Genomic DNA, 22,584 nt, shown 5'->3' with positions numbered 1-22,584 from the left:
CCAGATTCACCAATAAACACACACCAATAATAATCGCATCAAATGCGGTGAGAATTCGCGTTGCTGAGGAGTGGGCTTCCATGATCGAAGACTTTTGGAAGGATAAGTACCCAGCTGGGATTGCTGCCGACATCAATCCAGACGAGTATCCGAATATTCAGGCGGTGTTGAAGCAGTCCTGCCAACGCTTTGCCAACAAGCCGGCATTCAGCAACCTCGGCAAGACGATCACCTACGGTGAGCTCTACGAGTTGTCCGGGGCGTTTGCCGCGTACCTGCAACAGCATACCGATTTACAGCCGGGCGATCGAATCGCCGTGCAGTTGCCCAACGTTCTCCAGTACCCGGTGGCTGTGTTCGGTGCGATCCGTGCCGGGCTGATCGTGGTCAACACCAACCCGTTGTACACCGCGCGGGAAATGGAGCACCAGTTCAACGACTCCGGTGCCAAGGCCTTGGTGTGCCTGGCGAACATGGCGCACCTGGCCGAAACCGTGGTACCGAAGACGGGCGTCAAGCACGTCATCGTCACCGAAGTCGCCGACCTGCTGCCGCCGCTCAAGCGCCTGTTGATCAACAGCGTGATCAAGTACGTCAAGAAGATGGTCCCGGCTTATCACTTGCCCAAGGCCGTCAAGTTCAACGACGTGCTGAGCAAAGGCCACGGCCAGCCAGTGAACGAAGCCAACCCCACCAGCGACGATGTGGCCGTGCTGCAATACACCGGCGGCACCACCGGCGTGGCCAAGGGCGCGATGCTCAGCCACCGCAACCTGGTGGCCAACATGCTGCAGTGCAAGGCGCTGATGGGCTCCAACCTCAATGAAGGTTGCGAGGTGCTGATCACGCCACTGCCGCTGTACCACATCTATGCCTTCACCTTTCATTGCATGGCGATGATGCTGATCGGCAACCACAACATCCTGATCAGCAACCCGCGCGATCTCTCGGCGATGGTCAAGGAACTGTCGAAGTGGAAGTTCAGCGGTTTCGTCGGCCTCAATACGCTGTTCGTGGCCCTGTGCAACAACGAAGCCTTCCGCAAGCTGGACTTCTCGGCACTGAAAGTCACCCTGTCCGGAGGCATGGCCTTGCAACTGGCCGCGGCCGAGCGCTGGAAAGCGGTGACCGGTTGCCCGATCTGCGAAGGTTATGGCATGACCGAAACCAGCCCGGTGGCCACCGTCAACCCGATCCAGCACATCCAGGTCGGTACCATCGGCATTCCCGTGCCGTCGACGCTGTGCAAGGTGATCAATGACGCGGGCGTCGAGCTGCCATTGGGCGAAATCGGCGAGTTGTGCGTGAAAGGTCCGCAGGTGATGAAGGGCTACTGGCAGCGTCAGGAAGCCACCGACGAGATCCTCGACAGCGAAGGTTGGCTCAAGACCGGTGATATCGCGCTGATCCAGCCGGACGGCTACATGCGCATCGTCGATCGCAAGAAGGACATGATCCTGATCTCCGGTTTCAACGTGTACCCCAACGAACTGGAAGACGTGCTGGCAACCCTGCCGGGCGTGCTGCAGTGCGCGGCCATCGGCGTACCGGACGAGAAGTCTGGCGAGGCGATCAAGATTTTCATCGTCGCACGGCCGGGTGTCACGTTGACCAAGGAACAGGTGATGGAACACATGCGTGCCAACGTCACCGGCTACAAGGTGCCCAAGGCCGTGGAGTTCCGCGATGCCTTGCCGACCACCAACGTGGGCAAGATCCTGCGCCGCGAGTTGCGGGATGAAGAACTCAGGAAGTTGGGTCTGAAAAAGTAAAAGCTTGTAGACGAAAGCCCCGCTGATGCGGGGCTTTTTGTTGGGCGATGACCTGAAGCGAGAGCGCCTTTGTGGCGAGGGGATTTATCCCCGCTGGGCTGCGCAGCAGACCCAAAAAGTGAGGGCCGCTTCGCACCCCAGCGGGGATAAATCCCCTCGCCACAGGGAACCAGTGCTTGTCGGGTCCGGTTACAACCGGAATTGCGCAAAATCCAGGTTGGTGCCACCCGGCCGCATGTCCTGCAGGTAGGCGTCCTTGTCGGCGCTCAGTTCCAGGCTCAGGGCTGCCTTGCGTTTGCCCTGGTTGCGCACTTCCAGGCCTTCCATTTTTTCCCGCAGGAACACGGTCGGCACCTTCAAGTGCAGCAGCTCATCGGTGGCCGGGGTGTGCAGCAGCAGGTGGATCCATTCGTACTGACCGATGGCCAGGCGCGCCACCGGGATATCGAACCAGAAGATGTTGCGGTTGCGGTTCAATTCGCTGAAATGGCAATTGTTGACGCCCAGGACGGCGCCGCCCAGTTCCTGGTTCCTGCGGGCGATGGCCTGTTTTTTATCGAGTTTCATAACGTTCCTACGGGGTTGGAGCTTCAAGCCGCAGCCTGAATACGTGGGGCATTCTCGGGGGTTGATCGACAAACATAAAGTGCAACCTGCATTCGACGCTGAAATGTGTCGCTGAAAAAAAATGAAACTCCCCGCAAACGGCCTCGGTCAACCCTTAGTAAGGACTTTTCGTACCGTTGTTCACAGGAGAGACATCATGGGTAGCACGAGCGATAAAGTGAAGGGCGTTGCCAACGAAGCCGTTGGCAATATCAAGCAAGGCGTCGGCAAGGCCACCGACAATGACCGCATGCGCGCCGAGGGCGTGGTCCAGGAGAAAAAAGGCGAGGCCCAACAAGCCGTGGGCAAGGCCAAGGATGCGGTCAAGAAAGGCGTCGACAAGGCCTAACCCGCCTGTAGCAAAGCCAATGGAACGGTCATCCGCGGATGGCCGTTTTCATGTCGGTTCGAACTTGCACCGGGGAAACTGTTCCAAAGTCGCCAAACAGGTTACTTGTCTTGTATAACAACCCCATGAGTCGCCAGGCGACCTTCCTTTTTTGCGGCGAAAGGAGACGCACATGATGTTTCCGGCCTTGAAAGGCTTACCTTTGCATCGTGTGATGATGCGTACCGTGACCGAGTTCGTCGATGACGAGATGTCGACCTACGCCTCGGCACTGGCCTACCAGATGCTGTTTTCGCTGTTTCCGTTCATTCTCTTCCTGATTGCCTTGATCGGGTTCCTGCACCTGCCGGACTTCTTCTCCTGGCTGCGCCTGCAATCGGAGCTGGTGCTGCCGCCCCAGGCCCTGGAGCAGGTCAACCCGGTGATCGACCAGCTCCAGCAGTCCAAGGGTGGGTTGCTGTCCGTGGGTATCGTCATCGCCTTGTGGACCGCTTCGGCGGGCGTGCGGCTGATGATGAGCGCGATGAACGCCGCCTACGATGTGGTGGAAGGCCGTCCGGCCTGGAAGCGCTTCCCGCTGTCGATTTTCTACACGGTCGGCATCGCCGGCATGCTGTTGGCCGCAGCGGCGTTGATGGTGCTCGGGCCGCAGGTGATGGGTTGGATCGCGGCCCAAGTCGGCCTGGAGGAGTTCATCGTCACGCTCTGGACGATCGTGCGCTGGCCGGTGATCGTGTTCTTGCTGATGGTGGCCGTGGCGCTGATCTATTACGTGATGCCCGACGTCAAGCAGGAGTTTCGCTTCATCACGCCGGGGTCGGTGCTGGCGGTGGTGGTGTGGATCATCGCATCCCTGGGGTTTGCTTTTTACGTCAAGACCTTTGCCAACTACAACGCCATGTATGGCAGCATCGGCGCGATCATCGTGTTGTTGCTGTATTTCTATATTTCCTCGGCGGTGCTGTTGCTCGGCGCGGAAATGAATGCGGTGATCGAGCACATGTCCACCGAGGGCAAGAACCCGGGTGAAAAGAGCGCGGGCGAGCACGAAAAACAGCATGTGTCGGGCCTGGGGCGCGACCATTCCATCCCTCAAACCCATCCTGACGAAGCCCGACCATGATCCGTGAAATCCTGAAAATGGGCGACGAACGCCTGCTGCGCATCGCCCCGCCGGTGCCCGCCGAAATGTTCGACAGCCCGGAATTGTGGCAATTGATCGACGACATGTTCCAGACCATGGAAAGCGTCGGCGGCGTCGGCCTGGCGGCGCCGCAGATCGGCATCGACCTGCAACTGGTGATCTTCGGCTTCGAGCACAGCGAGCGTTACCCCGACGCCGAGGCGGTGCCCCAGACCATCCTGATCAACCCGCTGATCACCCCCCTGGGCCCGCAGATGGAAGAGGGCTTCGAAGGTTGCCTGTCGGTGCCGGGCCTGCGCGGTGCGGTGGAGCGCTACCAACACATCCGCTATGAAGGCTTCGATCCCAAGGGCGAGCCGATCGTGCGTTACGCGTCGGGCTTTCATGCGCGAGTGGTGCAACATGAATGCGATCACCTGATCGGGCGCTTGTACCCGTCGCGCATCACTGATTTCAGCAAGTTCGGCTTTACCGAAGTGATGTTTCCCGATCTGGACCCCACCACTGACGACTGATACCCACCCCTGAACCCGGTGGGAGCGAGCTTGCTCGCGATGGCGGTGTGTCAGCCGCCATTGATGCAGCTGACCTGACGCCATCGCGAGCAAGCTCGCTCCCACAATGGACTGCGTTGATCTCAAGGTTTTGCAGGCTCACACCCCATCGCAATCATCGGCTTGCTGCGGGCATACCGGCTCAGGCGTTCGGCCATCGCATAGGGCAGTTCAGGGTCGAAGCTGAAACCACGCCGCTCATAAAAGCCGCGCAAGTCCGGGTGACAGAACAGCCACACCGGCTTGTCCACACCGTTCACCGCTTCGGCGATCAATTGCGCGGCTATGCCTTGGACGCGGTATGCCGGGTCGACGAACAACCCCGTCAACCAATGCCCACCCGACACTGGCCGCAAGCACAGGGCGGCGACGATCTCATCGCGCCGTGCCACCCACAGCTGCGCGTCACGCACCGCTTTCATCGAGGATTGGTGAGCGCGATAGAACTTGTTCATCAGCGGCCAAAGCGATGCTTCGAGCGCTGCGTAATGGATTTCGGACATGGTTGGGTCGTGGCGCAGAAGGGGGAGGCAATTATAAAAGAACGCGAGTGCGGCGATAGGTGTATACCTGACTTCACATCCCGTATGACTGGAGTACGTATCATGGCCAAAGGCATGGATTCAAAAAAAGCGGCAAAGAAAAAACCGGCGAAGACTGCCGATGAGAAGCGCGCCGACAAAAAAACCAAGAAGGTGAACCTGTTCGGTCATTGAGCCGGTACCGCTTCGGCGGGCCTGAGGTTTGAGCTGGGCGGTCGCCCAGCTCAAACGCTTCGTGATGTGCCGAGGCTCAAAGCGAGGCGAGAAACATGTCCGTGGCCGAGGCTTTGTCGCCCGTGCGGCTCTCCTGGGCCTTTTCCACTTGGGCCATCGCCGACTTGTCCTGCATGCGCTGGGCAATCTCCTGGCTGACCGCCATCTGCTTCTCGGGCGGCATCGCCTCGAACTCTTCCTCGGTAATGCCCATCTCTTCGAGAATGCTGTCGCGCAGGCGCTCTTCGGGCGTCTTGCTCATGTAGTCCTTGAACTGCGCCGTGGCGGAGCCACCCAGTGCCGTGGTTTCTTCAGGCATTGATGAAGCCACGGTCTGCAGTTGCACGCGCGTCTTGGCGAACGCTTCATCCACCTTGTCGCTGATGGCGGTGGCGGCATTGACCTGTTGCGTGGCTCGTTGGGTGAAGGAGTCCTGGACCTGGGCACTGCCCTGGCTGGCCTGGGCCTGGACGTTATCGCGCAACGCCTGCAACGCGGCGCTTTGCAGGCCGCTGGCGGCTTCGGCGGTGGGATCCTCGCCCGGGCGTTTGAGTGGCAAGACCATCGCTTGCTGTTTGGCACTGACCAACATGATGAACACCTGTAGGTAATGGCTGAGCGATGGGCAGGAGCAATTCCCATGCCGCCTGCGCGATGGCCGTATTCCGAGGGGTGTGGACAAGTGCGCGGCGAGGGGGCGGCCAACCCTTGCCGTTCGACGGCATGGATCGACCGCTTGAGCATGGTGCTTCAGGTGCTTTCGCGAACCTTGAGCTCGAAACCCATGTCCACCACCGGCTGCGCGATGCGGTTGCCGGCCATCAACGTCAGCATCTGTTCGGCGGCGCGGCGACCGATGGCTTCCCGTGGGGTGCTGATGCTGCTCAGGCGCGGCACCATGTGGGCCGAGGCGGGCAGGTCGTTGAAACCGAGGATCGACACCCGCTCGGGGATCTTGATGCCGCAGCGCAATGCTTCGAGCAGGGCGCCATGGGCCAGGTCGTCGTTGCCGAAGAAGATCGCATCGACGTCCGGGTGACTGGCCAGCAATTGCAGGAACAGCTCGCCGCCCAGGCCCACCGATGATGGACGCGGCGTCAGTACTTCCAAGTCCGGGTCGTACAACCCGACGTTCTGCAAGGCACGCCGGAAACCCTCGCCGCGCAGCAGGGTGCGCTGGTCCAGCTGCGCGCCGATGTAGGCCAGGCGCTTGCGGCCCTTGGAAATCAAGTGCTCGGCCGCCGTTTCGCCAGCCTTGAGCTGGGAAAAACCGACGCAATTGAGCCCGGCACCGGGGTCCAGTTCCATCATGTACACGCACGGTATGTTGCTGGCCTCGATCATGCGCCGGGCGCTTTCGGTGCGGTCGAAACCGGTCAGCAGCAGACCCCGTGGCTGATAGGCCATATAGTTGCGCAACAGGTCTTCTTCCTCGTCCGGGGAGTAGTGGTAGTTGCCGATCACCACTTCGAACCCCTTGGGCCGTAGCACCCGATGGATGGCTTCCAGGGTGTCGATGAACAACAGGTTGGACAACGACGGCACCAGCACCACCACCGAATGGCTCTGGGCCGAAGCCAGGGCGCGGGCGGCGGGATTGACGACGTAATTGAGTTCCACGGCGGCCTGGCGGACTTTTTCCACCAGTTCCGAGGCGACGGTGCTGACGCCACGCAGGGCACGGGAGGCGGTGATAGGGCTGACACCGGCCAAGCGTGCGACTTCGTTGAGCGTGGGGCGACCGGTGGTGCGAGGATTCTTATCGTTTTTAGGGGCGGTCATCAGGGCGGCTTGCCAAACAAAAATCAAGGCACTAAGGTAGCGCTGTCTCGACGCCGCTGCAAATGCGTGAGCGGGGGTTGCCTGATCCCCCGTCCGTGGGTGTCGTGAACGAACATGCTGCAACCACAAAAATGACAAGAAGGCGTCGGCAACTTCTGCTTTTGCTACGGTGTCATAACTGGCAAAGGTAGCGCTGTCTGCGCGCTGAGGTGTTACATGAACAATCCCATCTCCGCCCTGGTCATCATGGGCGTTGCCGGTTGCGGCAAAACGTGCGTCAGCCAGGCCCTGTGCCAACTGAGCGGCGCCACCGCCATCGAAGGCGACACGTTCCACCCCGCGGCCAACATCCAGAAGATGAGCGCCGGTATCCCCTTGAACGACGACGACCGTGCCGGCTGGCTCGACAGCCTGTGCGACGAGTTGCGCCGTGTCGACGCCACGGGCGAGCGCCCGGTGCTGACCTGCTCGGCCCTCAAGCACAGTTATCGCGAGCGTCTGCGCAGCGCCTTGCCCGGCCTGGGCTTCGTATTCCTTGAATTGACCCCCGAAGTGGCCGCCGACCGCGTTTCCCATCGTCCCGGCCATTTCATGCCGTCGACCCTGATCGACAGCCAGTTCGCCACCCTTGAATCCCCTGTCGGCGAGCCCCTGACCCTGGCTCTGGACGCGTCCAGCCACAGCGTTGATGAACTGGCACAGCAGGCTTACGTCTGGTGGTTGGCCCACGGTTTGAAGCTGGCCAGCTGAGTTTCAAAAATTTGCGTCAGAAAGATAGCGCTGTCCCGACGACTCATAAATAACTGCTTCAATAACAACAACAAATCAGGAGACACCTCCCATGTTCGGCATGTCCCACGAGACGTTTCTACTGCTTGATGCAGTGGTCACGGTGATCGGACTCATCGTCCTCATCACCAAGTTCAAATTCCACCCGTTCATTGCGCTGACCATCGCCGCCGCGTTCCTCGGCCTGACGTCGGGCATGCCGACCGGCACCATCATCAAGGCGTTCCAGGACGGCTTCGGTGGCGTGCTGGGCTTTGTCGGCATCATCCTGGCGCTGGGCACGATGCTCGGCAAAATGATGGCCGAGTCGGGCGGGGCCGATCAGATCGCCCAGACCCTGATCCGCGCCTTCGGCAAGGACAAGGTGCAGTGGGCGATGATGTTCGCCGCGTTCCTGGTGGGCATCCCGCTGTTCTTCGAAATCGGCTTCGTGCTGTTGATCCCGCTGGTGTTCATCGTTGCGCGCCGCACCGGCGTGTCGATCATCAAGATCGGTATCCCGCTGCTGGCCGGTCTTTCCGCGGTCCACGGCCTGGTGCCGCCGCACCCGGGGCCGTTGCTGGCGATTGGCGTGTTTGGCGCCGACATCGGCAAGACCATTCTCTATGGCCTGATCGTCGCGCTGCCGACTGCAATCATTGCCGGCCCGATCTTCGGTACGTTCATTGCCAAGCACATCCCCGGCCATCCGAACCAGGAACTGGTGGACCAACTGGCCCGCGAGACGAGCGCCGCCGAGCTGCCAAGTTTCAGCATCACCCTGATCACCGTGCTGTCGCCGGTGTTCCTGATGCTGCTCAAGACCTTCGCTGACGTGGCGCTGCCGGACGGCAACCTCTTCCGCGCCTGGATGGACATGATCGGTCACCCGATCTCGGCTTTGCTGCTGGCGTTGTTGCTGTCGCTGTACACCTTCGGCTACAAGCAGGGCATCGGTTCCAGCCAGATGCTCAAATGGCTGGACGCCAGCCTTGCGCCGACCGCCGCGATCATCCTGATCATCGGTGCTGGTGGTGGCTTCAAGCAGATGCTGGTCACCAGCGGCGTGGGCGACGTGATCGGTCACATGGCGGTGAGTGCGCAGATCTCGCCAATCCTGCTGGCGTGGCTGGTGGCCGCGGTGATCCGTATCGCCACAGGTTCGGCGACGGTGGCGACCATTACCGGTGCCGGTATCGTGGTGCCGGTGGTGGGGATGATGCCGGGTGTGAACCGTGAGCTGCTGGTGCTGGCGACCGGTGCCGGTTCGTTGATCCTGTCCCACGTCAACGATGCGGGTTTCTGGCTGGTCAAGCAGTACTTCAACATGACCGTGGCCGAGACGTTCAAGACCTGGACCGCGATGGAAACCATCCTGTCGGTGGTGGGGTTGATCTTTATCCTGCTGCTGTCGCTGGTGGTCTAACCGGCAACACTGTAGTCAATGTGGGAGCGGGCTTGCTCGCGAAGGCGGACTGACAGTCAACAAATAGGTTGAATGTTATATCGCCTTCGCGAGCAAGCCCGCTCCCACACCGATTTCTGGTGATCAACAAATCCAGGGAAATACCCACATTGGGTTTTAGGTCAGGCGTTAGGTTTGCTTACCAACCCATCCGCCCTGAACATCCCACGGATCCCACGCACGGCCTGGCGAATCCGGTCCTGGTTCTCGATCAGCGCAAAGCGCACGTGATCATCCCCATACTCCCCGAACCCCACCCCCGGCGAGACACAGACCTTGGCCTCGGCCAGCAGCTTCTTGGCGAACTCCAGCGAGCCCAGGTGCGCATAGGCTTCGGGGATCTTGGCCCAGACGTACATCGACGCCTTGGGGTTTTCCACCATCCAGCCCAGTTCATGCAGCCCCTTGACCAGCACATTGCGGCGCTGGCGGTACTGCTCGGCGATGTCGCGCACGCATTGTTGGTCGCCTTCGAGGGCGGCGATGGCGGCCACTTGCAGCGGAGTGAAGGTGCCGTAGTCGTGGTAGCTCTTGATCCGCGCCAGGGCGTTGACCAGTTCCGGGTTGCCCACCATGAAGCCGATGCGCCAGCCGGCCATGTTGTAGCTCTTGGACAGGGTGAAGAACTCCACCGCGATGTCTTTCGCGCCTGGCACTTGCATGATCGACGGGGCTTTCCAGCCGTCATACACGATGTCGGCGTAGGCCAGGTCGTGGATCACCAGCACGTCGTACTGCTTGGCCAGGGCGATGACCCGCTCGAAGAAGTCCAGCTCCACGCACTGGGCGGTGGGGTTGGATGGGAAGCCGAGGATCATCATCTTCGGCTTGGGGATCGAGCCGCGAATGGCCCGCTCCAGTTCGTCGAAGAAGTCCACCCCTGGCACCAACGGCACCGAGCGCACCTGGGCGCCAGCGATCACCGCGCCGTAGATGTGGATCGGATAGCTGGGGTTGGGCACCAGCACCGTGTCGCCCTGGTCCAGGGTGGCCAGCATCAGGTGGGCCAGGCCTTCCTTGGAACCGATGGTGACGATGGCTTCGGTTTCCGGGTCGATGTCCACCTCATAGCGATCCTTGTACCAGCGCGAAATGGCGCGGCGCAGGCGCGGGATGCCTTTGGAGGTGGAATAACCGTGGGTGTCTTCGCGCTGGGCGACGGTGACCAGTTTTTCCACGATGTGTGGAGGCGTGGCGCCGTCGGGATTACCCATGCTCAAGTCGATGATGTCTTCGCCGCGCCGACGCGCAGCCATCTTCAGCTCGGCAGTGATATTGAATACATACGGGGGGAGTCGATCGATGCGCGCAAAGCGGCGCGGCGAACCTTGTTCGGCCATTGTTGCCTCGAGATACGTGAGCGCCCGGAACCGTCCGAGCGACGTTGGCCACTGCGGTGGCCTGCGGCGCAAGATAATCGGGCGGATGTCGGATTGTCCAGTAGCCGCGGCGAACTATTTTCGACGACACTGTCGCCCTGGCCGCGGCGCCATCGATGGTCGCAGCGGCTTGTTGAACCTGCCTCACCCAATCCTGATGGAATGAATGATGGAATTTTCCAGCGGTTTCCTGCTGAGCCTTTCGCTGTGCCTGGACATTGGCGTGGCCAATATCGCGATGATCACCCTGGCGATGCAGCGCGGCTATTTCCAGGGGTTCGCCCTGGGCCTGGGCACCTGCGTGGGCGATCTGATCTATGCCGTCCTGGCCATGGCCGGCATGACCGTGCTGCTGCAATACGAAGCGGTGCGCTGGGTGCTGTGGGTCGGCGGCTCGGTGCTGTTGCTGTACTTCGCGGCCAAGATGATCCACTCGGCGATCTATCACAACGCGGTACTGGCCGAGGCCGGTGAAGTGCAGGGCAACTCTTCGCGCCAGGAGTTCTTGCGCGGGATTTTCCTGGCCATGTCATCGCCCAGTGCTATCCTCTGGTTCGCGGCGGTGGGCGGTACGCTGATCGCCCGTTCGGGCGGCGGAACCTTGCTCAGCTCGGCGCTGTTTCTCAGTGGTTTTCTCGGCGCCGGGCTGCTGTGGTGCGCGGCCTTGTGCCTGGCGGCGACCCAGGGCGGCAAACTGTTGGGGGATAAATTGTTGCGTTATTCCTATTGGGCATCCGCCGCGATCTTCTGTTATTTCGCGGTGTACGTGATTGTTTCTGGTTACAACGAGTTTGTAGGAAGCGTCGCCGCCGGACCCCTGCCTGGCATTTGACAAGCGAAACGGCCCTGGCAATCACGGTTTGGCTTCTATACTGCCAAGCCCGACTTCACGTTTTGCTGGAGTGTTGCCGCATGGAAAAGCCCAAACGCGATTGCACAGCCGTACCACGCTTTGAACAGGGACGTTTTCAGCTCATCGCCGGCTTTGGTGCTCGGTTTACCCAGGACACCGCCCAAGACATCCCTTTGCTCTGGGAAAAGTTCCTGCCCTGGCTCGGCAAGGTGCCAGGGCAGAAAGATGAAGTGACCTACGGTGTGTGTTGCAACCCGGACGGGAAGGGTGGGTTCGAATACATCGCCGGCGTGGAAATCAGCCGGCTCGATGATTTGCCGGAGCAATACCGCTGGATCGAAATCCAGCCAGGCCATTACGCGGTCTTCGAACACACCGGGCCCTTGAAAAAGCTGCCGGATACGTTCCAGTACATCTGGAAAGAATGGCTGCCCCATTCCGGTTACGAAGCGGCGGATGAGCCTGAATTCGAGCGCTACAGCGAAGACTTCAACCCCAGGACCGGCCAAGGCACCCTGGAGATCTGGATTCCGCTCAAGCCAAGCTGATCGTCGCAGGTCCCCCTGTGGGAGCGAGCCTGCTCGCGATAGCGTCAGGTCAGCCACTTTGATGTTGACTGAAACACCGCTATCGCGAGCAAGTTCGCTCCCACATTCAGCGCTTATAGATCGTTGATTCCATTTGTCAGAACAGCAACCCCATCCGCCGCTCATAACCGATGCGGCCCTTGTAGGCCTCGCCACTGTCGACCCAACCCATTCGGGTGTACAAGCCGATGGCCGAGTCATTCGCCGCGTCGACCGAGAGCTCCAACCCGCGGATCTCCGGCCAGGCGGCCCGCGCCACGGCGGGCAGCGCCTCCAGGCACGCCTTGCCATAACCTTGGCCCTGGGCTCGGTGGTCGACTTGCAGGGCATGCAAGGTGGCACTGTGTTCGTTGGCCCAGGCGGGCAGTGCCGGCGGGCGCTTGAGCAGCAGAAAGGCCACTGGCACCTCCCCAGCCAATAGCGCAAAGCCTTTGACCCCCGGGCCGGGCCGGGACAGCAGCATGTGCAGGGCGCCATGGATATCGCCGGAGAACTTGATCTGTTCGGGGTGGAGTTCGATAGCGCTGACCTGTTCGCGTTGCAGCGCGGTCAGGTCTTCGTAGGGGATGAGTTGAGCGGTCACAGAAACGTCCAATGTTGCCGGCAGAATAGGACTGGGATTCTAGCCAATTTTTCTCCTTGAATTATTTTTGTTGGATGGTCGATTCGCTGTTTCTCCAAACGACAAAGGGTGTCTTCAACAAAAAAACTGCGGAGAACACCATGAATGCCCAAACCACTGAAACCGAAATCCAGGCCCTGATCGACACCTATCGCCAAGCCGTGATGGCCAAGGACATCGAAAAAGTCATGGCGCTCTATGACGAGAACATTGTCTCGTTCGATGCCATCCAGGCCCTGCAATTCAAGGGCAAAAGCGCTTACCGGGCCCATTGGCAAGCCTGCATGGAAATGTGCCCCGGCCCGCACAAGTTCGACTTTCATCAGGTCAAGATTACCCCGGCCGACACCATCGCCTTCGCCCACTGGTTGGCCTATTGCGGTGGTACCAACGAAAAAGGCGAGGAACAGGCCTGCTGGATGCGTGTGACAGCCTGCTACCAGCGTGTAGCCGGATAATGGCGGATCGTCCATGAACATTGGTCCGCTCCGTTCGACCCGATGGCCGGGACGGCGCTGTTCGACCTGCAACCCTGATCGTCGGTTTTTTTCGCCGAGCGTCATTCTGCCGTCCATAGTTGATCAGTCCGAACACGGAGCCTTCCATGAAGTACCTTTGCTTGGTGTATAGCAACGAACAGACGCTGCACAACTCGCCCGACAGCCCGGAGGACGCCGAGTGCATGGCCTATGCCGAATCGATCCAGGGCAGTGGGCGCATGCTGGCCGCCGAAGCCCTGGAGTCGGTACAGACCGCTACCACGGTGCGCATGCGTGGCGGCAAGCTGTCGATCACCGACGGCCCGTTCGCCGAAACCAAGGAGCAGCTGGCGGGCTTCTACCTGATCGACGCCAAGGACCTCAACGAAGCCATCCAGGTCGCCGGCCATATCCCGGCGGCCCGGGTCGGCTGCGTTGAAGTGCGACCGGTACGCCAACTGAACCCCTGAACAACAATCACAAACAGGATTTCATTCATGAATCTCACAACTGCCCCTTACGCGTTATCCATCAGCCGGGTCATCGCTCGCCAGACGCACGACGCCATGGGTTTCCCCGAGGGTTGGGGCCAGGGCCTGGACCGGCTTGAGACGCTGGTTGCCCAAGGCATGCCCGACTGATGTCGGTCGAAACGGTCAAGGCGCGGGTCGAGCAGGTTTATCGGCAAGACTCGCGGCGGATCCTGGCGACGCTGATTCGCCTGCTGGGTGATTTCGAACTGGCGGAAGAGGCCTTGCACGAGGCCTTTTTCATCGCGGTCGAGCGCTGGCAGCGCGACGGTGTACCGGACAACCCGCGGGCCTGGCTGGTGTCTGCCGGGCGCTTCAAGGCCATCGACAGTTTGCGCCGGCGCGCGCGTTTCGCCGCGTCCCAACCGATGTTGATCGCTCAACTCGAGGCGCTGGAGCAGGATCCGTGGAGTGACGAAGACGTGGAAGACGATCGCCTGCGGCTTATTTTTACCTGTTGCCACCCGGCCCTGGCGGCGGATGCCCAGGTGCCCCTGACGCTACGGGAAGTCTGCGACCTGACCACTGAACAAATCGCCCGGGCGTTTCTCGCCGCACCGGCGGCCATTGCCCAGCGCATCGTGCGGGCCAAGGCGAAAATCCGCGATGCCAGGATCCCCTATCAGGTGCCGTCCCGCGCGGAACTGCCGGAGCGGCTGGACAGCGTGCTGCGGGTGATCTACCTGGTGTTCAACGAAGGGTATTCGGCCTCGATGGGGGCCGAGTTGACTCGCGAAGACCTCACGCGCGAAGCCATCCGTCTCGGGCGTCTGCTGATGGAGTTGCTGCCCGAGGCCGAGGTCATGGGGTTGCTGGCGTTGATGCTGCTGCACGAATCCCGGCGCCCGGCGCGAACGTCGTCGACCGGCGAACTGATCCTGCTGGATGAGCAGGTGCGATCCTTATGGGATGCCGAGCTGATTGCCGAGGGCTGTGCGTTGGTGGAAGCCGCGCTGAAAACCCGACGGTTCGGGCCGTACTGCCTGCAAGCGGCGATTGCGGCGGTGCATGCCGAAGCGCCGACGGCTGAGCAGACCGATTGGCCGCAGATCGTCGGGCTTTACGATGTGCTGCTGCGGGCCGTGCCGTCGCCGGTGATCGAACTCAACCGCGCCGCCGCCCTGGCCAAGCGCGACGGACCACAGGAAGGGCTGCGCCTGGTTGACGGAATACTCGCCAGGGGGGATTTGACGGACTATCACTTGGCCCACTCGGCGCGGGCGGAGTTCTGTCGGCAGTTGGGGCGGGTGGACGAGGCGAGGGCCGCGTACCGACGCGCGCTCGAACTGACGCAGCAACTGCCGGAACGGCGGTTTATCGAAGGGCGGCTTGCCGGGTTGCAGCCATGAACCACAGTGACGCCCCTTGTGGGAGCGATGACTGATCTCGCATTTTCGAAACACCAGAAAGCACTGTGGGAGCGAGCTTGCTCGCGATAGCGGTAGACCAGCCTACATCAATATCGACTAATAAGACCCCCATCGCGAGCAAGCTCGCTCCCACAGGTTTGTGGCTTGGCTGGCTGCGTTAACCCGTAGCCAGCCGGCGTTGATCAGAACTCGTGATCAGCGTTGTCCGGGTTCAGGTCGCTGATGCCCAGTTTGCCCGCAGCCTGCTCGATCGAACCGGTCTGCTTGACCAGTGCGGCGATGGCGTCGCGCACGATCTGGTTACCGGCAGTGTTGCCAGCGGCGATCAACTGGTCGTAGTGCTCACCCTTGTTGGCATGATCGACCATGACCTGGATCTTGGCCTCGGTGTCGGCCAGGTCGGCCTTGAGCGCGGTGTCCGTGGCCGGGTCGGCCTTGGCGACCAGGGACGACAGGCTGGCGCCGGTCATCTTGGTGCCGTCGACACGGGTGTATTCGCCCAGGTACACGTTACGCACGCCCTTGGCATCGTAGAAATGCGAGTTGTGGGTGTTATCGCTGAAGCAATCCTGCTCGTCTTCCGGCGAGTTGGCTTCCAGGGACACCTTCATACGCTCGCCCGCCAGTTCACCCAGGGACAGGCTGCCCATGCCGAACAGCATCTTGCGCAGGCCGCTTTCGGCAGGTTCCGCTTCCAGGGTGGCGCGGTAGTTGTCGGCCACGTTCGGCTTCCAGTTGCCGACCATTTCTTCCAGGTCGCTGACCAGCAGCTGGGTCACGGACTTGAGGTAGGCACGGCGACGGTCGTTGTGGCCGCCAGTGGCGCCGGCACCTTCCAGGTAATCCGAAGCGGGGCGATTGCCGGCGCCCGGGCCGGTGCCGTTGAGGTCCTGGCCCCACAGCAGGAATTCGATGGCGTGGTAGCCGGTGGCGACGTTGGCCTCGGAACCGCCCAGCTCGTTCAGGCTGGCGAGTTTTTCCGGGGTGATGTCCTTGACGTCGACCTTGTCTTCGCCAACCTGGATTTCAGTATTGGCGATGATGTTGGCGGTGGCGCCCGGGTTACCCAAGGCGTGCTCGTAGGACTTGTCGACGTAGTCGATCAGGCCTTCGTCCAGGGGCCAGGAGTTCACTTGGCCTTCCCAGTCGTCGACGATGGTGTTGCCGAAACGGAACACTTCGCTTTGCAGGTACGGCACGCGTGCGGCGACCCAGGCAGCCCTGGCGGCTTTCAAGGTGTCGGCGTTCGGCTTGGCCAGGAACGCGTCGACGGCGGTTTGCAGGGTCTTCGCAGTGGATTCGGCATCGCTATAGACGGCATAGACGATGTCGGCATAGTGCGCGACAACGGCCTTGGCGGCGGCTTCGTCGACTTTGCCGGCGGCAGCAGGGGCGACCGGTGCCGAGGTGCTGGCGGCCGGCGTTGGCGCTTGCGGCGCGGCGGCCTTGTCTTTGCCTTCGCCGCAACCGGCGAGGGAAATAGCGATGGCCAGCAGACTGGCGGTAGCCAGGGGCATACGAATCATGGCGAACATCCTGCTTCGGTGATGGATGGGACAGGCGCGAGGGTGCGCAAAAACTGCGACATAATGCGAAAGATTTGCATTATGTGTAAAGGGTTATGCTTGTAAATATTTCTTATTTAATGAAGGGATCGGCAGCGTCCGTAGGAGCTGCCGATCGAAGCGAGGCTGCGATCTTTCCACTGCCAATCGAGTCTGGAGCGAAAGATCAAAAGATCGCAGGCTTCGCCAGCTCCTACAGGAACGTGGCAAAAGAGAGGAATCAGAGGATGGACACCTTGCTGCGCTCGGCCTGCTTCAGGTAAAGACCCAATTCCCGCGCCGGTAGCGGCTTGCTGTAGTAGTAGCCCTGACCTTCGTGGCAGCCCTCGGCGATGATGTAGGCTTCCTGCTCGACCGTCTCGACGCCCTCGGCAATGACCTGCATCCCCAGGCTCTTGCCCAATTGGATGATGGCCCGGACGATGGTTGCGTCATCTTCGTCGTCGAGCAGGTCCTGGACGAAGCTCTTGTCGATCTTGATCTTGTCCAGCGGCAGGCTCTTGAGGTAGCTCAGGGACGAATAGCCGGTGCCGAAGTCATCGATGGCAATCAGCGCTCCGGAGCGACGCAGGCTCAGCAGGTGCTGGGCCGCGGTGGTGATGTCTTCCATCAGGCCGGTCTCGGTGACCTCCAGCTCCAGGCTGCGCGGCGGCAGCCGGTATATCTGCAGGAGATTGTTCACCACCCGTGGCAGTTCGGCATGGTGCAGTTGCACGGTCGACAGGTTGACCGCCATGCGCAGGTCGAGGAAACCCTGGTCGTGCCATTCGCGCAATTGCCTGCACGCCTGGTCCAGCACCCATTCACCGATGGCGATGATGGTGCCGTTCTGCTCGGCCAGTGGAATGAACAGGTCCGGCGGCACCAGGCCGTGCTCGGGATGGTGCCAGCGGATCAGGGCTTCGGTGCCCACCACCCGCAGGTCGCGGTAGCTGATCTGTGGCTGGTACACCAGGGAGAACTGCTCGCGGGCCAGGGCCTCGCGCAGGTCTTTTTCCAGCTCGCGGCGGCGGCGCATCTCGCTGTCGACGCTGGCGATGTAGAACTGGTAGCGATTGCGCGAGCGACTCTTGGCCAGGGTCATGGTCTGCTCGGCTTTCTGTAACAGTTTCTCGGTGCTGTCGCCGTCTTCGGGGAAGAGGGTGATGCCGATGGTGGCCCGCAGGCGGATTTGCTGATCGTCGATGGCGAACGGTGCTTCCAGGTCATCGAGGATGCTCTGGGCCAGTTCGGCGGCCTCGTAAGGCTGTTCGATGTCGGCCTGGACCAGGGCGAACTGGTCGCCCCCCAGCCGCGCCAGTGCGCCGAGCCGCCCACTGTGGGCCCGCAGTCGATCGGCCAGGGCCAGCAGCAACTGATCGCCGGTCTGATAGCTGAACTGTTCGTTGATGCCCTTGAAATCATCCAGCCCCACACACAGCACCGCCACCCGACGTTGCAGGCGTCCGGCGTCCACCAGGATCTTGTCCAGTTGCTGTTGAAGTTGCTGGCGGTTGGGCAGACCGGTGAGAAAGTCGTACTGGGCCATTCGCAGCAGGCTGTTTTCAGCTTCGTGACGCAGGTGCGTGTTGCGCTCGATGGATTCGAGCAGTTGGTTGGCCGTGTTGATCCACAGGCCCAGTTCGTTTTGCTCGTGGCCGCGCAACTGCGGGATCTTGTGCGCGCTGGGGCGATCGGGGTTGATTTCGGTCAGATGCTCGATGATCCGCGACAACGGCTTGGTCAGCAACCAGTGATAGACCAGGTACAGCACCAGGCCCATGGCCAGGGCCCGCAGCATCCCGGAAATGAAGATGATCACCGAGCTGACGATGAAACCCTCGCCATAGGTGGCCGTGTCGAGGGTAATGCTCAGGTCGCCGTAATATTCGCTGTAGGGGCCACGTCCCACCAGTTGCGTAGTGAAGGTGCGCTCCTTGCCCAGGATCAGGTCGGTCAGCCAGCGGCTTTCGGAGTGCTGCAAGGGGCGGGCTTTTCCGGCGAGCATGGTTTCGCGGGGATGGCCGATGGAGGCCATGCGCACGGCTTGGTCCTGGAACAGGCCTTCGATCACTTGCATGCCCATTTCCCGGTCCAGGCTGTAGACGGCCTGGGTCGATGGATCGCGGAACATGTCGAGGATACGCTGGGCGTCACTGGCGACGGCCTGGTTGGTTTTGTAGGCATCGAACACGATCTGGGCGCAGCTCAAGACCATGCCAACGATCAATGCCGAGAGGAGCACGACCCGGAGCAACTTCACAGACAAGCTGTTCTTGAGTTCCAGCTTCAAAGAGTGGTTCCTTGTTCCGTGCGGGTAGCGTCAAGTTGCCATGAGTATTGGCAATCCTGTGATGTCAGTCAAAGGGACAATCAAACACAAGGGGTTTCGCTTGAAACCTGGCCGATGTACGTTTTTTTCAGAGTGATTGCTCTACGACCATTGTGTCGGTTGGAAGGCACCGCAACTTGAGGCCTGCCGGGATTTTTTCTTGGGTTCCAGACACGAGGTATTTGGCTTGCGATCAATTCTGTTGCGCAAAAAAAACCCGGCACGGCGCCGGGTTTCCTTTGTCTGGCATCGAGCTTAGGCAGTGAAGGCTTTGCCTTCGAACTGCTCGGCGACGAATTTCCAGTTGACCAGGTTCCAGAACGCTTCGACGTATTTCGGACGAACGTTGCGGTAGTCAATGTAGTAGGCGTGTTCCCACACGTCGCAGGTCAGCAGCGGGGTGTCGCCGCTGGTCAGCGGGTTGCCGGCGCCGATGGTGCTGGCCAGGGCCAGGGAACCGTCAGCCTTTTTCACCAGCCAGCCCCAGCCGGAACCGAAGGTGCCGATGGACGTCTTGCTGAATTCTTCCTTGAACTTGTCGAACGAACCGAATGCCTTGTTGATGGCTTCAGCCAGGGCACCGGTTGGTTGACCGCCGGCGTTTGGCGCCAGGCAGTTCCAGTAGAAGGTGTGGTTCCAGACCTGAGCGGCGTTGTTGAAGATACCGCCCGAGGAAGTCTTGACGATTTCTTCCAGGGTCTTGCCTTCGAACTCGGTGCCAGGCACCAGGTTGTTCAGGTTCACGACATAGGTGTTGTGGTGCTTGTCGTGGTGATATTCCAGAGTCTCTTTGGAGATGTGCGGCTGCAGTGCATCGTGTGGATAGGGCAGCGGCGGCAATTCGAAAGCCATGGTGATTCTCCTAATCAGGTCAGTTGCGGTGAGCGCAAGGCCGATCACGGGCGGCCAGACTAGCGCCGGGGAGTTTGTACTCTTTGCGGCGCAGGAGTCGGATCATAGCACCGGGGGTGCGGCATAACCACGCAACAACTGTGTGGAATAGAGGTTCCAGAGCGGTTTGGAATAATCAGCCGGCGACAATCAATTGCATCGCCACGGTAAACATCATCACCGCCACCAACAGGTCCAGGATCCGCCAGGTGCTTGGACGGGCCAACCAGGGGGCCAGCCAGGCGGCACCGATGGCCAGGGTGAGGAACCACAGCAGCGAGGCACTGGCCGCGCCCACTACATAGGCGCCGGGCACGCTCTGCTGGGCACCGAGGGAACCGATCAGCAGCACGGTGTCGAGGTAGACGTGGGGGTTGAGCAGCGTCACCGCCAGCGCGCTGAGCAACACGGCCCGCAGCGAGCGCACAGCCTGATTCTCACCCTGTTGCAGACTCTGCTTCGAACAGGCCCGGCGCAAGGCCAGGCTGCCGTACCAGAGCAGGAACGCCGCGCCGCCCCAACGGGCAATCGACAGCAGTAACGCACTCTGGGCCAGCAAGGTCGCCAAGCCGAACACCCCGGCGGCGACCAACAGGGCGTCGCAGGCGATGCACAGCGCCGCGACCGGCAAGTGGTGCTCGCGGCGCAGGCTCTGGGCCAGCACGAATGCGTTCTGGGCGCCGATGGCCATGATCAGCCCGAGAGCCACCAGGAGCCCGTTCACATAGCTTTGCCACATCGTTTTATCCCCGGTCAGTTGATGAATTGCTGGCCATTCTCCTGTGGCGAGTTGTATAAGAAAAACCAATATTGCTGATTGCTCATTAGGGAAACTGATGTTCGATTACAAATTGCTCTCTGCCCTGGCCGCCGTGGTCGAGCAGGCCGGTTTCGAGCGCGCGGCCCAGGTGCTGGGTTTGTCGCAATCGGCCATTTCCCAACGGATCAAGCTGCTGGAGGCGCGTGTCGGGCAGCCCGTTCTGGTGCGTGCCACGCCGCCAGCGCCCACGGAAATCGGCCGTCGGTTGCTCAACCATGTGCAACAGGTGCGGCTGCTCGAGCGCGACCTGCAGAGCCTGGTGCCGGCGCTGGATGAAGAGGGGCTGCCGGAGCGTCTGCGCATCGCCTTGAACGCCGACAGCCTGGCAACCTGGTGGGCCGCTGCCGTGGGAGATTTCTGCGCCGACCATCACCTGTTGCTCGACCTGGTGGTAGAAGACCAGACCGTGGGCCTCAAGCGCATGCGCGCCGGTGAAGTGGCGGCCTGTGTCTGCGCCAGCGAACGCCCGGTGGCGGGTGCTCGCAGCGTGCTGCTGGGGGCGATGCGCTACCGGGCGTTGGCTAGCCCGGCCTTCATCGCCCGGCACTTTCCCGACGGCGTGCGCGCCGATCAACTGGCGCGTACGCCGGCATTGGTGTTTGGCCCGGATGATTTCCTGCAGCATCGCTACCTTGCGTCCGTAGGCGTGGAGGGCGGTTTCGAGCATCATTTATGCCCCTCGTCCGAAGGTTTCATCCGTCTTGCCGAGGTGGGGTTGGGCTGGGGGCTGGTGCCCGAGCTGCAAGTGCGCGAACAGCTGGAGCGAGGCGTGCTGGTGGAATTGTTGGCAGATAAACCGATCGATGTGCCGCTGTACTGGCATCATTGGCGCAATGGTGGGCAGTTGCTTGGCTTATTGACTGAGCGATTGATCGCAGCGGCAAGCGGCACGCTGCAAGCGGTAAGTGAAAAGCGCTTGGCTTGAAGCTTGTGGCTTGTAGTTCGAATCTGATTTTTTAGGAGCATGCATGAAGATTTTGGTCACCGGCGCAAGCGGCTTCATTGGCGGGCGCTTTGCGCGTTTCGCCCTGGAGCAGGGCCTGGATGTACGGGTCAACGGTCGCCGGGCCGAGAGTGTGGAACACCTGGTGCGTCGCGGTGCGCAGTTCGTCCAAGGCGACCTGAACGACCCTCTGCTGGCCCGCGACCTGTGCCTGGATGTCGAGGCCGTGGTGCATTGCGCCGGCTCCGTGGGGCTGTGGGGCCGCTACCAGGATTTCCACCAGGGCAATGTCCAAGTCACGGAAAATGTCGTCGAAGCCTGTCTCAAGCAGAAGGTGCGCCGCCTGGTTCATCTGTCCTCGCCGTCCATTTACTTCGACGGCCATGACCACCTCGGGTTGACCGAAGAACAGGTGCCCAAGCGCTTCAAGCACCCTTACGCCGCCACCAAGTACCTGGCCGAGCAGAAAGTCTTCGGCGCCCAGGAGTTCGGCCTCGAAGTGCTGGCCCTGCGCCCGCGTTTCGTGACCGGTGCCGGTGACATGAGCATTTTTCCGCGCCTGCTGAAAATGCAGCGCAAGGGACGACTGGCCATTGTCGGCAACGGGTTGAACAAGGTGGATTTCACCAGTGTGCAGAACCTCAACGAAGCGTTGCTCAGCAGTCTGCTGGCCACCGATTCAGCCCTGGGCAAGGCTTACAACATCAGCAACGGGGCACCGGTCCCGCTGTGGGACGTGGTCAATTATGTGATGCGCCAGATGGAAGTCCCACAGGTCCGACGTTATCGTTCCTACGGCTTGGCCTACAGCCTCGCTGCCCTGAATGAAGGGTTCTGCAAGTTATGGCCAGGCCGTCCCGAGCCGACGCTGTCGCGCCTGGGCATGCAGGTCATGAACAAAAATTTCACCTTGGATATCAGTCGCGCCCGGCATTATCTCGATTACGATCCGCAGGTCAGCCTGTGGACCGCCCTCGATGAATTTTGCGCCTGGTGGGGTGTCCAGACAGCCCGCTGATCGGCCCATCATGAACCGAGT

General features: G+C 61.0%; 23 protein-coding genes and 1 pseudogene. 14 read left to right on the top strand and 10 right to left on the bottom strand.

Annotation, left to right across the window (positions count from 1 at the left end; all coding sequences use genetic code 11):
• The first annotated feature begins 80 nt into the window (after positions 1–80).
• Complete coding sequence (gene fadD1 / locus BM321_RS24005; RefSeq protein ID WP_092329079.1) at positions 81–1,772, top strand: long-chain-fatty-acid--CoA ligase FadD1; 1,692 nt, start codon at positions 81–83, stop codon at positions 1,770–1,772.
• 189 nt (positions 1,773–1,961) lie between these two features.
• Here fadD1 and BM321_RS24000 read toward each other — a convergent pair whose 3' ends face one another.
• The gene (locus BM321_RS24000) at positions 1,962–2,339 is read right to left on the bottom strand and encodes a hypothetical protein (protein ID WP_060738853.1); all 378 of its coding nucleotides are present in this window, start codon (positions 2,337–2,339) and stop codon (positions 1,962–1,964) included.
• Between the two features lie 196 nt (positions 2,340–2,535).
• Between BM321_RS24000 and BM321_RS23995 the strand changes: the two genes are divergently transcribed.
• From BM321_RS23995 to def, 3 genes are all read left to right on the top strand, one after another.
• The gene (locus tag BM321_RS23995; RefSeq protein ID WP_060738852.1) at positions 2,536–2,727 is read left to right on the top strand and encodes a CsbD family protein; all 192 of its coding nucleotides are present in this window, start codon (positions 2,536–2,538) and stop codon (positions 2,725–2,727) included.
• A gap of 172 nt (positions 2,728–2,899) precedes the next feature.
• A complete protein-coding gene (locus BM321_RS23990) occupies positions 2,900–3,850 on the top strand; it encodes a YihY/virulence factor BrkB family protein (RefSeq protein WP_060738851.1) in 951 nt (316 codons plus the stop codon).
• Positions 3,847–4,386 (top strand): peptide deformylase, encoded by a 540-nt coding sequence (def, locus tag BM321_RS23985; RefSeq protein WP_092445186.1) that lies wholly within the window; start codon positions 3,847–3,849, stop codon positions 4,384–4,386. Before BM321_RS23990 ends, def begins: the two co-directional genes overlap by 4 nt.
• 122 nt (positions 4,387–4,508) lie before the next feature.
• On the opposite strand, the gene BM321_RS23980 is transcribed toward def, so the two are convergent.
• The 3 genes from BM321_RS23980 to BM321_RS23970 form a co-directional block, all read right to left on the bottom strand.
• Positions 4,509–4,928 carry a GNAT family N-acetyltransferase gene (locus tag BM321_RS23980; protein WP_092445184.1) on the bottom strand — a complete coding sequence of 140 codons (420 nt, stop codon included), beginning with the start codon at positions 4,926–4,928 and terminating at the stop codon, positions 4,509–4,511.
• Between the two features lie 289 nt (positions 4,929–5,217).
• A complete protein-coding gene (locus BM321_RS23975; protein WP_092445182.1) occupies positions 5,218–5,772 on the bottom strand; it encodes a hypothetical protein in 555 nt (184 codons plus the stop codon).
• Between the two features lie 158 nt (positions 5,773–5,930).
• The gene (locus BM321_RS23970; RefSeq protein WP_092445180.1) at positions 5,931–6,962 is read right to left on the bottom strand and encodes an HTH-type transcriptional regulator GntR; all 1,032 of its coding nucleotides are present in this window, start codon (positions 6,960–6,962) and stop codon (positions 5,931–5,933) included.
• A 216-nt stretch (positions 6,963–7,178) separates the two neighbouring features.
• On the opposite strand from BM321_RS23970, the gene BM321_RS23965 reads away from it, so the two are divergent.
• Both BM321_RS23965 and BM321_RS23960 read left to right on the top strand, forming a co-directional pair.
• Positions 7,179–7,712 carry a gluconokinase gene (locus BM321_RS23965; RefSeq protein ID WP_092203878.1) on the top strand — a complete coding sequence of 178 codons (534 nt, stop codon included), beginning with the start codon at positions 7,179–7,181 and terminating at the stop codon, positions 7,710–7,712.
• A 91-nt stretch (positions 7,713–7,803) separates the two neighbouring features.
• A complete protein-coding gene (locus BM321_RS23960; RefSeq protein WP_092203876.1) occupies positions 7,804–9,156 on the top strand; it encodes a GntP family permease in 1,353 nt (450 codons plus the stop codon).
• Positions 9,157–9,317: 161 nt separating this feature from the next.
• Here BM321_RS23960 and alaC read toward each other — a convergent pair whose 3' ends face one another.
• Positions 9,318–10,535 carry an alanine transaminase gene (alaC, locus tag BM321_RS23955; protein ID WP_060738844.1) on the bottom strand — a complete coding sequence of 406 codons (1,218 nt, stop codon included), beginning with the start codon at positions 10,533–10,535 and terminating at the stop codon, positions 9,318–9,320.
• A 208-nt stretch (positions 10,536–10,743) separates the two neighbouring features.
• On the opposite strand from alaC, the gene BM321_RS23950 reads away from it, so the two are divergent.
• A complete protein-coding gene (locus BM321_RS23950) occupies positions 10,744–11,406 on the top strand; it encodes a LysE family translocator (protein ID WP_092445177.1) in 663 nt (220 codons plus the stop codon).
• 80 nt (positions 11,407–11,486) lie between these two features.
• The gene (locus BM321_RS23945; protein ID WP_092329061.1) at positions 11,487–11,975 is read left to right on the top strand and encodes a GyrI-like domain-containing protein; all 489 of its coding nucleotides are present in this window, start codon (positions 11,487–11,489) and stop codon (positions 11,973–11,975) included.
• A gap of 136 nt (positions 11,976–12,111) precedes the next feature.
• Here BM321_RS23945 and BM321_RS23940 read toward each other — a convergent pair whose 3' ends face one another.
• Positions 12,112–12,597, bottom strand: coding sequence for a GNAT family N-acetyltransferase (locus tag BM321_RS23940; protein WP_092445175.1), 486 nt, complete (start codon positions 12,595–12,597; stop codon positions 12,112–12,114).
• A gap of 140 nt (positions 12,598–12,737) precedes the next feature.
• On the opposite strand from BM321_RS23940, the pseudogene BM321_RS23935 reads away from it, so the two are divergent.
• The 4 genes and pseudogenes from BM321_RS23935 (at position 12,738) to BM321_RS23920 (ending at position 14,994) form a co-directional block, all read left to right on the top strand.
• Positions 12,738–13,172, top strand: a pseudogene (locus BM321_RS23935) (nuclear transport factor 2 family protein).
• A gap of 68 nt (positions 13,173–13,240) precedes the next feature.
• The gene (locus tag BM321_RS23930) at positions 13,241–13,585 is read left to right on the top strand and encodes a YciI family protein (protein ID WP_092203866.1); all 345 of its coding nucleotides are present in this window, start codon (positions 13,241–13,243) and stop codon (positions 13,583–13,585) included.
• A 27-nt stretch (positions 13,586–13,612) separates the two neighbouring features.
• Positions 13,613–13,756: a hypothetical protein gene (locus BM321_RS31380; protein WP_371856647.1), complete on the top strand. Its 144-nt coding sequence runs from the start codon at positions 13,613–13,615 to the stop codon at positions 13,754–13,756.
• On the top strand, positions 13,756–14,994 hold the full coding sequence (locus BM321_RS23920; RefSeq protein WP_092329055.1) for an RNA polymerase sigma factor: 1,239 nt from the start codon (positions 13,756–13,758) through the stop codon (positions 14,992–14,994). Before BM321_RS31380 ends, BM321_RS23920 begins: the two co-directional genes overlap by 1 nt.
• Positions 14,995–15,197: 203 nt before the next feature.
• Here BM321_RS23920 and BM321_RS23915 read toward each other — a convergent pair whose 3' ends face one another.
• The 4 genes from BM321_RS23915 to BM321_RS23900 all read right to left on the bottom strand — a co-directional run bounded on the left by BM321_RS23915 (position 15,198) and on the right by BM321_RS23900 (position 20,521).
• A complete protein-coding gene (locus tag BM321_RS23915; protein ID WP_092329053.1) occupies positions 15,198–16,541 on the bottom strand; it encodes an imelysin family protein in 1,344 nt (447 codons plus the stop codon).
• Between the two features lie 259 nt (positions 16,542–16,800).
• Positions 16,801–18,852 carry a putative bifunctional diguanylate cyclase/phosphodiesterase gene (locus tag BM321_RS23910; RefSeq protein ID WP_092445173.1) on the bottom strand — a complete coding sequence of 684 codons (2,052 nt, stop codon included), beginning with the start codon at positions 18,850–18,852 and terminating at the stop codon, positions 16,801–16,803.
• Positions 18,853–19,146: 294 nt separating this feature from the next.
• Positions 19,147–19,743 carry a superoxide dismutase gene (locus BM321_RS23905; RefSeq protein WP_003198616.1) on the bottom strand — a complete coding sequence of 199 codons (597 nt, stop codon included), beginning with the start codon at positions 19,741–19,743 and terminating at the stop codon, positions 19,147–19,149.
• Between the two features lie 175 nt (positions 19,744–19,918).
• The gene (locus tag BM321_RS23900; protein ID WP_092445170.1) at positions 19,919–20,521 is read right to left on the bottom strand and encodes a LysE/ArgO family amino acid transporter; all 603 of its coding nucleotides are present in this window, start codon (positions 20,519–20,521) and stop codon (positions 19,919–19,921) included.
• Positions 20,522–20,618: 97 nt separating this feature from the next.
• Here BM321_RS23900 and BM321_RS23895 point away from each other — a divergent pair, with 97 nt between their 5' ends.
• Both BM321_RS23895 and BM321_RS23890 read left to right on the top strand, forming a co-directional pair.
• Entirely contained in the window at positions 20,619–21,527 is a 909-nt protein-coding gene (locus BM321_RS23895; RefSeq protein WP_092445166.1) for a LysR family transcriptional regulator ArgP, read from the top strand.
• Positions 21,528–21,570: 43 nt separating this feature from the next.
• Positions 21,571–22,563 (top strand): NAD-dependent epimerase/dehydratase family protein, encoded by a 993-nt coding sequence (locus BM321_RS23890; protein WP_092445164.1) that lies wholly within the window; start codon positions 21,571–21,573, stop codon positions 22,561–22,563.
• The last annotated feature ends 21 nt before the right edge of the window (positions 22,564–22,584 follow it).

Origin of the sequence: Pseudomonas sp. NFIX10 (assembly GCF_900111955.1) — a bacterium.
GTDB classification, from domain to species: Bacteria; Pseudomonadota; Gammaproteobacteria; order Pseudomonadales; family Pseudomonadaceae; genus Aquipseudomonas; species Aquipseudomonas fluorescens_AA.
This window is presented reverse-complemented; position numbering and strand designations above follow the sequence as displayed.

Excerpts from the sequence above, each read along its gene's own strand:
- fadD1 (WP_092329079.1), top strand. The coding sequence starts at position 81 with ATGATCGAAGACTTTTGGAAGGATAAGTACCCAGCTGGGATTGCTGCC.
- BM321_RS24000 (WP_060738853.1), bottom strand. The coding sequence starts at position 2,339 with ATGAAACTCGATAAAAAACAGGCCATCGCCCGCAGGAACCAGGAACTG.
- BM321_RS23995 (WP_060738852.1), top strand. The coding sequence starts at position 2,536 with ATGGGTAGCACGAGCGATAAAGTGAAGGGCGTTGCCAACGAAGCCGTT.
- BM321_RS23990 (WP_060738851.1), top strand. The coding sequence starts at position 2,900 with ATGATGTTTCCGGCCTTGAAAGGCTTACCTTTGCATCGTGTGATGATG.
- def (WP_092445186.1), top strand. The coding sequence starts at position 3,847 with ATGATCCGTGAAATCCTGAAAATGGGCGACGAACGCCTGCTGCGCATC.
- BM321_RS23980 (WP_092445184.1), bottom strand. The coding sequence starts at position 4,928 with ATGTCCGAAATCCATTACGCAGCGCTCGAAGCATCGCTTTGGCCGCTG.
- BM321_RS23975 (WP_092445182.1), bottom strand. The coding sequence starts at position 5,772 with ATGTTGGTCAGTGCCAAACAGCAAGCGATGGTCTTGCCACTCAAACGC.
- BM321_RS23970 (WP_092445180.1), bottom strand. The coding sequence starts at position 6,962 with ATGACCGCCCCTAAAAACGATAAGAATCCTCGCACCACCGGTCGCCCC.
- BM321_RS23965 (WP_092203878.1), top strand. The coding sequence starts at position 7,179 with ATGAACAATCCCATCTCCGCCCTGGTCATCATGGGCGTTGCCGGTTGC.
- BM321_RS23960 (WP_092203876.1), top strand. The coding sequence starts at position 7,804 with ATGTTCGGCATGTCCCACGAGACGTTTCTACTGCTTGATGCAGTGGTC.
- alaC (WP_060738844.1), bottom strand. The coding sequence starts at position 10,535 with ATGGCCGAACAAGGTTCGCCGCGCCGCTTTGCGCGCATCGATCGACTC.
- BM321_RS23950 (WP_092445177.1), top strand. The coding sequence starts at position 10,744 with ATGGAATTTTCCAGCGGTTTCCTGCTGAGCCTTTCGCTGTGCCTGGAC.
- BM321_RS23945 (WP_092329061.1), top strand. The coding sequence starts at position 11,487 with ATGGAAAAGCCCAAACGCGATTGCACAGCCGTACCACGCTTTGAACAG.
- BM321_RS23930 (WP_092203866.1), top strand. The coding sequence starts at position 13,241 with ATGAAGTACCTTTGCTTGGTGTATAGCAACGAACAGACGCTGCACAAC.
- BM321_RS31380 (WP_371856647.1), top strand. The coding sequence starts at position 13,613 with ATGAATCTCACAACTGCCCCTTACGCGTTATCCATCAGCCGGGTCATC.
- BM321_RS23920 (WP_092329055.1), top strand. The coding sequence starts at position 13,756 with ATGTCGGTCGAAACGGTCAAGGCGCGGGTCGAGCAGGTTTATCGGCAA.
- BM321_RS23915 (WP_092329053.1), bottom strand. The coding sequence starts at position 16,541 with ATGATTCGTATGCCCCTGGCTACCGCCAGTCTGCTGGCCATCGCTATT.
- BM321_RS23905 (WP_003198616.1), bottom strand. The coding sequence starts at position 19,743 with ATGGCTTTCGAATTGCCGCCGCTGCCCTATCCACACGATGCACTGCAG.
- BM321_RS23900 (WP_092445170.1), bottom strand. The coding sequence starts at position 20,521 with ATGTGGCAAAGCTATGTGAACGGGCTCCTGGTGGCTCTCGGGCTGATC.
- BM321_RS23895 (WP_092445166.1), top strand. The coding sequence starts at position 20,619 with ATGTTCGATTACAAATTGCTCTCTGCCCTGGCCGCCGTGGTCGAGCAG.
- BM321_RS23890 (WP_092445164.1), top strand. The coding sequence starts at position 21,571 with ATGAAGATTTTGGTCACCGGCGCAAGCGGCTTCATTGGCGGGCGCTTT.